The following is a 13,005-nucleotide window of genomic DNA, read 5'->3' on the forward strand; positions in this document are numbered from 1 at the left end:
TCTCTAATTAATTACTTTTGCTAAATACTCTGGCTTAATTTCCACAACCCGATAAGTAATAATTCCGTCAACATCTTTAATATTACAGAAATGTTCATAACCCATTGAATTGAATTTTGAATTATCAGCAAGGATATATTTATATTTAGCCTTTGCTAAAATAATTGCTTCGAGGTATGATTCTCCCTCATTGTTATTATAGACATTACCATTATAATCAATATTTGTAACTGAAACAAATGTTTTATAGAATGGTTCAATTTCTAATGCTTTCTCAACAAAAGAACCAATAAAGAAGACCCCCGAAGGTTCTCGATATTTGTCACCAACTAGAATTGGTTTAATAATATAAGAATTTTTTAAAAGAATTTGGTAAACAAATCAAGAATTAGTTATCACTTTAACTTCAGTTTTAATTTGTTTAGCAAATTCCTCACAGGTTGTTCCGGCCCCCACCAAATAAAAAACATCACCTTGGTTAATTAATTTCTGAGCTAGTTTAGCTTTGAGATTTAAATTTAATCGATTTAAATGTTTAATTGTACTATTATCCGATTTTTCATTAGTTTTAACCCCACCATAAGATAGACTAACTAAACCTTCATTCTGCAATCCTTTTAAATCTCGGCGGACAGTAACATATGCGATTTTTAATGATTCAACATACTCATTAATTTCCGCCATATTGTGGGATGGTTTTGCTTGTAAAAAATCTAATAACATATTTTTTCTTTCTAGCTTATGCATTTTTTTACCTCTATCCTCTCCCAAACTACTTCCATCATTTTAATTATATATCAAGAAAAAATAGAAAACCAATAAATTAAAGTGATTATAAGGTTATAAAAAATAGCGTTATGATTAACACTATTTCTTATTTTTAATTGTGTTATTATTAACATTCATTTTTGCTTTATTCATTAGGCGGTCCGGATTTAAATATGTCTTTTTCTGTTCTTTAGATAAGGAAACATCATACATTGATAGATCATTAATAAATGGTTGCTCATCAGTATCATGGGCATGTCCTTCATATCCTTCAAATTTATAAGTAAATCGCCCGTCTAAATAAACTTTAAAAATTGCTTCTTCACCAGTTACTTTTTTAGAATACACAATAACAACACTATCCTCGTTTTCCTTTACCAACCGAATGTCATTATTATTCACAATAAAACCGCGTTTTTGAATTGATTGTAAAATTGAACTAATAGCGTGTTTACGGGCTGATTCGTCTAACTGTTTAGTAATAATTTTATTTTGTAAGGCTAATGCTTTTTTATTAAGTTCTTGGAAACTTTCCAGATCTAACTTACTAAATTGTTCTAAATCGGCTACTAGCTCCGCTTGCACAAACTTGTCACGACTAACTTGTTCTTTAAAACTAGTAAGATATTGGTTTTTAACAAATTCAGTTGTTGTTCGGTAATTATTAATTTCTTCTTTAACAATTTCAGCAATTTCAGTTGGACTTAAATTAACTAACTTATTTTTGTTTTCTTTAAAAAAAGTTAGAATAATTGCTTGTGATTGCTTATCATCAAACATTGTTAATAACTCTTGTTCTAATTTGTCATGGTTTAAATTAAGACGATTTTTTAAATTAAGAACTCGTTGTTTAGTTTCATCTTCAATAACTTTTATTTTTAATAATTCCATTTCTTGTTGGATTTCTGCTAGCCGTAATTTTTTTTGTTCTAAATAAAAATTTATTTGTTTAGCTTGTTCTAGTTCAACATGATCTTGTTTTGAAAAACTTTTAACTAATTCATTATTTTCAATATCCGCAATAATTAAATCTAACTCTTTTAAATATTTTTCAGTTTGTTGACAATTAAGGCCACTTGAATCAATTGCTTTTAATTGTTGCAATAAAATTGTTAAATTTTCACGAACAAAGTTAATATTGATTTCTAACTGCTCAATTTTCTTTTGATAATTATACATTACCTGTTCAACACTCATACTCATTATGTAAACACCTCTTCAATTCCTTCTAATATTTTTTTGATTTGTTCACGGTTCTTATTAGCATTCTGTTCATTACGATATTCTTCACAATAAACATATAATTTTAATTCATTATATCAATCTTTTAATTTTTTGTATTTACTTTTTTCAAAATTAGGTTTTAAAAGAAAGATTTTTTCATTTAAATATTTAACATCAGAATCATCGGCGACTAATATTTCATCGACATATCCTTCTAGTTTATTCAGCACATATACACTAGCTTTACCAAATTCACATAAGTTCATATAATCATTAAACTTAACTTCTGAATTAAATACTTCCCCATGTTTAAGCTGGCAAAACTTTAATTCTAAAACTGATAAGGAATGGAGTAATTGAATAATTAGTTCCGATAAATTTTGAAAACTAGTTAAACGGGCTTTAATTAAATTGATTTTTTCCCAAAGTGCTTTTCAATTTCGTTGTAATACATTTGTTTCTGATTGGTATTCCATTTGTTGACGAAATATTTCATAATCTTTCGCATAAGAATATAAATTAGTTAAAAAGACTGTGTTTTTAGTATTAACATCAAAATCATCATCCCGACCAATAATTTCTCTAGCAATATTTTGGTTAATTACCCTAATAAATTTGGTCACAATATTAAATAAATTTTGGTTCCAAATCTTTTCAACAATACTGGGAGTAGCAATCTTAGTTAATTCATATAATTCTCCCATTGTGGTGTTACCCTCATCATATAATTCTTGCAAAGTATTTAAAATATCTTTTTTGGAAAGAATTTCACCATTATATAAAACACTGTAACTTCGAACAATTGATTTTTGTTCATGGGCTAATTGTTTAATATCTGCCACTAAGGTATTGTGAATAGTATTTTTATAGTTAGGTTTTAAAACTAAATAATCACAAATTTCTTCTCAGCGTAAATATAAATAGTTTTTATTATTAAAATGTTCGGTTGCTTGGTTTTCCATAAAAGTTTGGAAAGCACGGTCATTATTATTAATTAAATCTAATAAATAAAAATGGATAAATAAATCTTCTTCTTTTTTACTACTAATTAGTTCGCGTAATTGACCTTGGTATTTTATTAATTTTTGATTTAAATATTGCATTATTTCTTTTAAAATATTTTTACTATAATTATCCTTATATTTATTCGCCACTAAAATTTTCTTACCTAAACTAATAATTTCGGTTTCTTGAATAGAATATGCTTCTGTTTCTAATTTGTTATTAATAAATAAAGTAATAAAATTATGATCAAAGGTTACAAGATCTTTACTAATTCGGAAAAAAGGTAACTCTGTGCGTAAATCTGCTAAAGTAGTATCTTGGCTAGCATTCACAAAAATTACTAACTCTAAATTATTATTTTGATAATACTTTTTATTGATAACTGCATTTTCATTTACATAGGCACTGTTAACAATTAAAATCCGCGGGTTAGCTAATGTTGTGGTAATATAGCGGGGATCTTGTAAATAATCACTTTCAAATAAATTAATATTTAAACGGGAAAGATTTAAATTAAAATGTTCTTTTAAGTCCTTGGTCATTTTATTTAAAAAGTAATCAACAACTGTTCCTTTAATAGCATCATTATTATCCAAAATATTTTGTAAATTATTATCATTCTCGACTTTTAACTTAATATCTTTGAATGTTGTCAATGCTAAATTAATTTGAACTGGTTCATAAATTGGATTAAATAAATTAGTAATTTTGTCAGAAGTCATTTCAATTTTTGTATTATTAGTTTTAATAAAACTAAAAGTGGTATCTTTATTAAACTGGTTAGTTTTTAATTCATTTTTTTTATATTCATTTAAATAATTAAAAAGATCATTCCCCGTCAGATCAGCAGCGCTCGGGGCATTAATAACCAAATCATCCTCAGTAATTTTATCCGTTAAGTTAGTAGTACTATTATTAACTAATAACATATTGGTAAACTGATCAAAAACAAAATCAATTAATGATTCGCGGTTGTTATGCTTACTTAATAAAGTTCCGCGTTCAAGAGCAGCAAGTGCTTTCCGTGAAATAGCAAAAACACCTAGGGTGTAATCAATTCATTCATTATTATAACTAGTACTAACGTATTGAAGAGAACTATTAGTATCAATGGAAATAATATTTTCTCGCTCAATTAAATCCTTTAAACAATCAGCATAAATCATTAAATCATTAATTTTTAACTCTGTTCTCAAAACTTCTGCTAAAGTTTTCTTTTTATTTGGGTAAGTGGCAATCGTATTTAAAATTAGATACTGAAAGAATGACGGTTTCTTAGGAGTTTGATAACCAACGATAGTTTTTAATTTAAGTCATTTTTTATATAAGTTAATCGTTCCTAATTTCATATAAATCACCCTTTCTGTTAATCTAAGATGTCACTAGCGGTAAAAACTGTTCCGTATTCATCAATGATTTTAATAATTTCATAATATGCTTTTACCATTTTTGTAATTTCAGGATTAGCAATGGTTGGAATTTCCACTTCAATATGAGCAAAAAAGTTAATGGCACCAATAATTACTAACATATTTTTTGCCCGAGAAAAAGCAACATTTAACCGTTCATATTTTTTAATAAATTCCTTATTTGCCTTTTCTTGATTTTTGGGATTACGGACAGTATTAACAATCACAATTTCGGTTTCGCGTCCTTGGTAGTCATCAACTGTTGAAACTTCAACAATAATACTTTTAAATTTTAAATTACTAATTGCGCGGCGTAATTTTTTAACATGCAACCCATAAAAACTAATAACAGCAACTTTTGGTTTTTTGGTTAACTTTATTTCTTGATTATTATATCCTTTTTCAATTAATAATAAAGTTTTAACGGTTAGTTCAATTTCTAGTCAATTAAATAAACTAGTGCTTCCTGATTCACCTTGTTCGTAAACTATGTTGGTATTATCAGCATCTTTTGTTGAATCAATTCAATAAACTGCTTTGTGGGGTTCAAAAATAGTTAACCCATTTTTATTGCTTACTTTAATATAATGTCGTTTTAAATTATTTTGATTTTCGGGATCTCCTAATTGTAATTGGTTTTCATAAAAAACATTTACGACCCGCATGATGTCCTCATGACTACGATATTGTTTTGTTAAAATTCCTTTCACAGAATCATCACACTTAGCCACTAATTTTTTAAACATTGAATTAGTTAATAATTCATTAAAATCATGATAACTATAATGTTCTTGATAAACAGTATTAATTTTAGCAATATCTTCTTCGCGGTAAGGCATAATGGGTGGTAACTGACGATAATCACCAACTAAGACAACTGCTTTCCCATAGACTAAAGGCATAAAAACTTCCATCGGGGTTAATTTACTTACTTCATCAATAATTACAACATCAAAAGCAAACTTTTTAATATCAATATCACTAATATTATAATCTTGTAAAACTTTATTTTTACTTTGGGCGTAAGATTGGTTAGCTGTCGCTGTCATTGCAACCACATTAACATTATTTTGCAAAAATTGGTTAGCATATAAAAGGGTGTCTCGTTCCATAAAAGAAGTAAACTTATTGCTACTAATATTTTCTTGATCTAAAAATTTGCCAATTCGATAATTATTATCTAAAAAATTAATTAAATTATTTACAAAATTATTTTTTTGATTTTTTTCATTAACAATATTTTTAATATTAAGATCAATCTCATTAATTGCTTGGTCAATGTCATTAATAGTTGCTGCAATATCTTTAATAGTTAAATGCATGTTAAAAATATTGTTAATACCTTGTACTAGATTTTCAATTTCTATTTTTAGACCTACCAATTTTTGATCTAATACTTTAACTTCATCTGCTAAATAAGAAATCTCTTGATCATATTGGGCAATTACGTTATTATTATTTGATTCTTGTAAATTATTCAAACGGTTTTCATAAATTACTTTTAACATTTCTAAATCATTTCGAAAGGCGTTAATTGCATGTTCATACTGTGTGATGTCAACTTCTTGTTTGTAATCAATTGCTTTTAAATCATTCAATTCTTGGTATACTGTAGTAAACTTCCCTAACCAATCATCGTCACGATTTTCTTTGCTAATATTTTTTAACTCAAAAAGTTCTTGTTCTTTAATCGAAATTAATTTAGTATTACTATTTAAAGTTTGAATAATTTTTTGGTATGCTTCCTGAATTGAAAATAAAGAATCAAATTCCATCCCTAGTTTCTCCTGCATAATTGCACTAAAATGTTTTTTAAATAATTCACCAACGTCCGAATTTGGATTAATAACTCCTGATCAGTTATAGTCATTTAACATCGAAAAAATATTATTTATATTATTTATTTCAATAATAAGTTTCTTATTTTTGTTTTTTGCAATTAATTCATTATTAATTCCGTCATCTCTTAATTTCGTTAATTCAGTCAACTTAGTTTTTAATTTTTTTGCTTCGGCAATTTCCTGTGCCAACATTTTGGCATTTGTTTTTAATTTTTGTAATTCTAACTTTTGGTTTTCATAATCATAATTAAGCGCATTTCATTTTGTTAGATACTTCTGTAATAAATGATTATAAATAAAACGATAGTGATTAAAAATTAATTTATCCGGATTAAAATCAGTAAATTTATTTTTCTTACGAACTTCTTCCCCAGTTAAACGGAGCGGAGCAATTTGGGGAGTTTTAGTTAACCGCATTAAAACATTATCAATGGCAGTATGATTCTGTGAAGATACTAAAATTTTTTTTCCTAACATCGCATATTGATAAACTAATTCAGCAATAAATTCGGTTTTCCCAGTTCCGGGAGGGCCTTGTAATAAAAAGATATCTTGTGAATTTAGGGTTTTGACAATTGCTAATTTTTGTTCCTCGTTTAAATTATTACAAGCAAAAGTTAGATCATCAATTGTTAATAAATGATTTTGATTTTTAATTTTAACATCTTCAATATTAAAAATATAATTAATTAAATAAGGATTAGCCACATCATTTTTACTAATCTTTTCTAAAATTACTGAACTACGACGAATTAACGTTGAGTCACCCTTTCCAACATATGTTAGATAACCATACTGGGGAAATTGGTTATTAATTTCTTGAAGAGATAATTCTTCTTCGTTTTGTAATTCATAATATGTATTAATTGGTTGATAATCTTTTAAATGAGTTTTTAATAGCTGAGAAATTTCCTGTTTCTCACCATTTGGTTTCTCAATATTATTTTCATTAAGATAAATATTTCATAATTTTTCTAAAATAAGTGCTAAAGTTAAATTATCATTAATATGTTGAGTTGTATTAATATTAAAACCTAAATCAATAATATCATTTGAATCTTGGGCAAAACTATCATAATAACTAAATTCCATTAAAGTTAATGGGTTATCTTTTTTATATGAACGGTTTAAATTAAGCGGAGCAACACTTAAATTTTGTAGTGATTTTAAACAACGATATTTTTCTTGATCATCCACAAACAAGGTTAAATTTGCAATAATAATTTCTTCATAATTATTTGGGTTTAATTTAATATTATTTTTTGCAAAAATATTTTTCGGAACATATCAAAAATTATTAGTACTAAATTTTATATCATGGTATTTTTCAAAATTAGAAACTGTTTTCGGAATCTTAACATATTCCATTAATTTACTATCAATATATAAACAAGAATTACTTCGTTTATATTCTAAATCTTGGGTTTGAAATTGCAAGTATTGTAACCATTCAGTTTTTTCTTCTTGAAAGGTTGAAATTAAGAATTTCATATTAGCCATTACATTTGAATCAAGAATTGTGCGAGTTTTTGCTTCGGTAAGATTAAAATTATCGGCAATTTCTAAGAGAACTCCTTCCCCAGGAGTTTCAAAGTCTTGTTTAGTTTTTTCCATGGCAGTTAAAAAAATATTTTTTACATTAATAACCCCAATTTCCGGGTTAATATCTCCTAAAATTGTTAACGATAAATTAGGATCTAATAAATCATCAACAAAAGTAATTGATTTAAAACGAACTAGAATATCAAATAGTTCTTTCTCAATGCCTTTTTTATCTTTTTTAATTTTAGCTTTATCATTAATTAAACAAATAAAAAAATCAGCAATACAAATATGCGTTTTAAAAAAATTATATAGTTCATTAACAGTATTAATATTTTTTAAATGTAAGTTTTTAACATCCTCATCGTTAAACTTACTTTTACTAGTGGTAAGAAAATATCAATTTAATAAAAGATTTTTCCCGTTAAATCTCTTACCTTTAATTAAAAACTCATTGTCTGCCATACTTCACCTACTTTATGCTACCCACTAACTAATTCATACTCTTTTAATTATACTAAATTATTAAAATATCGCAAAAAATAGAATAAATAAATAAAAAGTACACAAAGTGTACTTTTTTCATAAGCATCTATCTTTTTGAGTATTGTGGTGCTCTTCTAGCTCCCCGTAGACCATATTTTTTACGTTCTTTAATACGAGCATCGCGAGTTAGCATCCCAGCATGCCTTAAAAGGATTTTATAATCTTGCGAAGCTTCAACTAGCGCTCTTGCGATTCCTAGTCTTGTCGCCCCCGCTTGTCCGGTAAAACCACCACCAGAAACTTTAACATTAATATCAAAGTCAGATTTTACTCCTGTAATTTCTAAAGGTTGTTCTAAGTCTTGTACCAAAGTAGCATATGGAAAGAATTCCAAAGCTGGTTTTCCATTCACAATTACATTACCTTTACCAGGAGTTAAAACAACCTGCGCGATTGATGATTTTCGACGCCCAGTCCCACGATATATAACTTCTTGTTTTTTTGCCATATTCGACTCCTTTATTTAGTAGTTAATTCTAACTTAATTGGTTGTTGTGCTTGATGTGGATGGTCATTACCAGCATACACAAATAAATTACGGAATAATTGAGCTCCTAATTTATTCTTTGGTAACATTCCTTTAATTGCATGTTCAACTGGATAAATTGGTTTTTTAACTAACATATCTTTTGCAGCTGTTTTTTTTAACCCACCAGGATGTTGTGAATGGTGATAATAGATTTTACCTTTTAATTTATTACCTGTTAATACTATTTTATCAGCATTAATAATAATAACATTATCTCCACAATCAACATGGGGTGTATAAGCTGGTTTATTTTTTCCTTTTAAGATCATCGCAACTTTACTTGCTAATCTCCCTAAAACTAGACCTTGAGCATCAATAACATATCATTTCTTTTCAACTTTCGCTGAATTTAAGATAGTTGTTTGTCTCATTGGCTCTTACCTCCTTACATCATTCCGTACCAGGGTTTAATGTATAAAGCAAATATATTATATATAAAAATTACTAGTGATTCAATCAATTATGGGTAATATCTTAGATTTTATTTTATTTCTTCATCATTTTTGATACTAGGGATATCTTCCTTTTTGTTAATTAGTTGTTTTTGACATTCGATTTCTTTAAGTCTATGAGTAATTTACTCTTGACGGAAACCGGTAAATTGGTTCTTTATCCCTAAAGTAGTATAATATTTAATTCGATTTTTATTGGTATAAATATCACTAGCAATTTTTTTAATTTTATTAATTTCCCTTGCCAATCTATGTTATCAGCGCATGAATAGTTATCCAAACAATCATTAATTTTATAAAGAAGATCGTAGGCTTTTTTCGCGATTATTTCGAAAAAATTTTAGATATGATGAATCATAAATTTATTAACTAAGACATTTATTATATCCAAAAGTTGGATCTTCTAATAATCAACTATAAGACTCTTATTTTGGGTATTTTTCATCTAAAATTTTCTCAATTTCTTCCATTAATAAATGTTCATTTTTAATTTTTAAGTTTTAGTTATTATTTCATTTTTTAAATTTTTTAATTGTTAATGTTTTGATTGTTTTTATAGTTGATATTTGTTTCTTGAAATCTGAAAATTTAGATAGGATTGATGGTTCTTTCAGGATTTAAGTTATAATCTAGAAACTCTTCGATTAATAATATTTTTTTAATAAGGCAAAAATTAATATCTTGTTGTAAAAAATTAGCAGTTTTTCTTATTTCTTGATTAGGAAACTCCACTGGTAAATAGGTATAATCTTTAATATCAAACCAAAGAAAATTTGAATAATATAAACTTAACCATACATATTCTAAATTAGATGATAACATTAAGTAATTAAGAACAGTTCTTTCAAAATTAACCACTAATTCTTGAATATCTGTTCATATTTTTTCTAAATAATTAAATACTATATCTAAATAATTTTTTATAAACAATTCATAAAGTAATATTTTATTTTTTTTGCTTTGTTACTCATTGAAGAATATAATTTGATTGTTTAGTCATTATTTCTTCTTTTGATAAATTTAATAAATGGTCAAGAGGCTAACCTATAAAATCATCATTTTTATCAACATGGTATTTTTTTAAAAATTCTTTAACTTCTAATAAAATGCTACTAGGCTCATTAATTGAGTCATGATACTTTACAATTTTTTTATTCATTAAATCAATGTTTTTTTTCTGTAATTGTTAGTATTTTAGCAATCCTAGATTTAATTTTGATTTCCTTTTCGCAATTTAATTCAGTCAATCCATTAAATTGTTTTTTTAAATTAGAATAATGGTTTGTAAAAAATGAATATGAATCTTGATAATCTACTACAAATTTTCATAATTTTCCAACTTCATTTTCTTCACTAGTAATACTAGCCCACAAATTAATCAAATTATTGCTAATATTATGAATTTTTTTAATCTCTACCAGATTTAAAATGCTTAAAATATTTTTAACTGACATTTTTTAAAAAAATAATCTAAAGAAGTCGTCATTATTTTTTGAACAATTGCAAAATGCTCATTTTGTTGATTAAAATTAAGTCATAGGATTTCTTTATTTTCTAATCATTGACTTGAAAACTTACTCATCTTATCTTTTAAATCAGCAAATTTAATATTTATTTTTATTAATTCATCGTATTTTCGATTAAAATCATTTCATAATGTTATTAATTTTTCATCATCGTTTAATATTTCTTCCATAATTTGTTTCCTTTTTTCATTTAAAAAGATATAAAAAAGTGCAAAACATATTTTTTGGCACTTTTTATACTCAATAACTATGTCTTAATTATAATCGTCATTAAGTCATAATATTTAAATTATTAATACTAAATAATAAACTTTTTTTCATTCTTAAAAAATTAATTAAGCATTAGTTTAGTATTTATATTTAATATTTTGGTAAATTGGAAATCTTGCTAATAAATCACGAACTTTAGTTTGGTTAATAACTAGATTTTGATCACTATAATCTGTTAATACACTAATAATAATTTTACCTAGTTCTAAGAATTCTTGTTCTTTAAAACCTCTGGTTGTCATGGCGGGAGTTCCTAATCGAATACCACTAGTGACAACTGAGGTTTCTTGGTCAAAGGGAATCATATTTTTATTAGAAATAATTCCAATTTTTTGTAAGATTTCTTCCGCTTGGGCGCCAGTTAAATTAAAACTAGTTTTAACATCAATCATTAACAGATGATTATCAGTTCCGTTAGAAATTACTTTGCAATTATTATCAATAAATACTTGAGCCAAAGTTTTAGCATTATTAATTATTTGTTGTTGATAAATTTTAAAATCAGGTTCCAGCGCTTCTAAAAATGCTTGGGCCTTTCCTGCAATCACATGTTCAAGTGGCCCGCCTTGATTACCAGGAAAAACTGCACTATTAATTTTCTTAGCCCATTGTTCCTTGCAAAGAATTAATCCCCCTCGTGGTCCCCGCAAAGTTTTATGAGTCGTAGAAGTAACTACATCCGCATACGGAATAGGACTTGGATGTAACCCTGCAGCAATTAAACCAGCAATGTGCGCAATGTCAACCATAAAATAAGCTCCTACTTTGTCAGCAATCTCTTTAAAACGTTTAAAATTGATTTCACGAGAATAAGCACTTGCCCCCGCTACTATTAGTTTTGGTTTTAATTCAAGGGCTTGTTTTTCAATTGCATCATAATCTAACATTTCAGTTTCTGGGTTAACTCCATAACCATAAAAATTATATAATTTACCCGAAAAATTAACTTTGTGACCATGAGTTAAGTGACCTCCTGCTGATAAATCCATTGCTAAAACAGAATCACCTGGGTTTAATAGGGCAAAATAAGCAGCGGCATTAGCTTGGCTCCCGGAATGAGGTTGTACATTCGCATGGTCGGCCCCAAAAATTTTCTTAATTGTATCAATTGCTAACTGTTCAATTTCATCAATGTATTCACATCCCCCATAATATCTTTTATGAGGATAACCTTCACAATATTTATTAGTCAATACTGAACCAACTGTTGCTAAAACAGCTTCAGAAACATAATTTTCCGAAGCAATTAATTCGACATGATCTTGTTGACGTTTTAATTCTAAATTTATTAAATTTTTAATCTTAGAATTTATTATTTTAGTCATTTCACACCTCTTTCTCTTTTCTAATATTGTAAATTAAAAAAGAAAAAATAGTAAAGATTTATTTACTATTTTGTAGAATTATTTAATCCATTTGGAAAACAACGGAAAGTAATGATTACTCCAGCAATTCCAAAGATTCCAATAATAGGAGTTAAAATTATTAAAAAGACAGTTACAACCCAGTTTTGATAAAATGCTTTAGCATATCTAAGTGAAGTGGTAAAAGTTAGCTGGAGTAGTGTGGATATTAAACGTTTTTTCTTCCACATTTAACTTAATTATATGGCCTTTGTCATCTATTTTCGGAATTACATTCCCATTTTTATCAACTTTAGCGTGAACTAAAATTATTGCAAATTCACCTAAATATTGATTAAAAGTATCAGCTTTTTCTTGGGCTTTAACAGCATCCCAATGGACAATTCCCTGATAATCACTAGCTTGTCAAAGTTGGATTTTGCCATCAACCAATCGATAAGTTCTCTTTTTTGCTAACGCTTCATCACATTTTAATTCTTTTTGACTTCCTTTAGCATTATAAGGAAAGGCATTTAAATGAGTTATTCAT

General features: G+C 26.8%; 11 protein-coding genes. All 11 read right to left on the bottom strand.

The window, feature by feature from the left end; genetic code table 4:
- Positions 1–3 precede the first annotated feature (3 nt).
- Positions 4–747, bottom strand: a complete 744-nt coding sequence (locus P344_RS05385) for a DeoR/GlpR family DNA-binding transcription regulator (protein ID WP_025317851.1) — start codon at positions 745–747, stop codon at positions 4–6.
- Positions 748–867: 120 nt separating this feature from the next.
- Entirely contained in the window at positions 868–1,971 is a 1,104-nt protein-coding gene (locus tag P344_RS05390; protein ID WP_025317852.1) for a hypothetical protein, read from the bottom strand.
- Positions 1,971–4,346 (bottom strand): hypothetical protein, encoded by a 2,376-nt coding sequence (locus tag P344_RS05395; protein ID WP_025317853.1) that lies wholly within the window; start codon positions 4,344–4,346, stop codon positions 1,971–1,973. The genes P344_RS05390 and P344_RS05395 overlap by 1 nt, the downstream gene beginning before the upstream one ends.
- Before the next feature lie 17 nt (positions 4,347–4,363).
- Positions 4,364–8,254, bottom strand: coding sequence for an AAA domain-containing protein (locus P344_RS05400; RefSeq protein ID WP_025317854.1), 3,891 nt, complete (start codon positions 8,252–8,254; stop codon positions 4,364–4,366).
- Between the two features lie 127 nt (positions 8,255–8,381).
- The gene (rpsI, locus tag P344_RS05405) at positions 8,382–8,783 is read right to left on the bottom strand and encodes a 30S ribosomal protein S9 (protein WP_025317855.1); all 402 of its coding nucleotides are present in this window, start codon (positions 8,781–8,783) and stop codon (positions 8,382–8,384) included.
- Positions 8,784–8,794: 11 nt separating this feature from the next.
- Positions 8,795–9,235: a 50S ribosomal protein L13 gene (rplM, locus tag P344_RS05410; RefSeq protein WP_025317856.1), complete on the bottom strand. Its 441-nt coding sequence runs from the start codon at positions 9,233–9,235 to the stop codon at positions 8,795–8,797.
- 669 nt (positions 9,236–9,904) lie between these two features.
- On the bottom strand, positions 9,905–10,246 hold the full coding sequence (locus P344_RS05415) for a hypothetical protein (RefSeq protein ID WP_025317857.1): 342 nt from the start codon (positions 10,244–10,246) through the stop codon (positions 9,905–9,907).
- A 221-nt stretch (positions 10,247–10,467) separates the two neighbouring features.
- Positions 10,468–10,770: a hypothetical protein gene (locus P344_RS07000; RefSeq protein WP_025317858.1), complete on the bottom strand. Its 303-nt coding sequence runs from the start codon at positions 10,768–10,770 to the stop codon at positions 10,468–10,470.
- A complete protein-coding gene (locus P344_RS05425; protein ID WP_025317859.1) occupies positions 10,749–11,012 on the bottom strand; it encodes a hypothetical protein in 264 nt (87 codons plus the stop codon). The genes P344_RS07000 and P344_RS05425 overlap by 22 nt, the downstream gene beginning before the upstream one ends.
- 177 nt (positions 11,013–11,189) lie before the next feature.
- On the bottom strand, positions 11,190–12,437 hold the full coding sequence (locus P344_RS05430) for a serine hydroxymethyltransferase (protein WP_025317860.1): 1,248 nt from the start codon (positions 12,435–12,437) through the stop codon (positions 11,190–11,192).
- 207 nt (positions 12,438–12,644) lie between these two features.
- Positions 12,645–12,908, bottom strand: a complete 264-nt coding sequence (locus tag P344_RS05435; protein ID WP_025317861.1) for a hypothetical protein — start codon at positions 12,906–12,908, stop codon at positions 12,645–12,647.
- Positions 12,909–13,005 lie beyond the last annotated feature (97 nt).

Origin of the sequence: Spiroplasma mirum ATCC 29335 (assembly GCF_000565195.1) — a bacterium.
Taxonomy (GTDB): Bacteria; Bacillota_I; Bacilli_A; order Mycoplasmatales; family Mycoplasmataceae; genus Spiroplasma; species Spiroplasma mirum.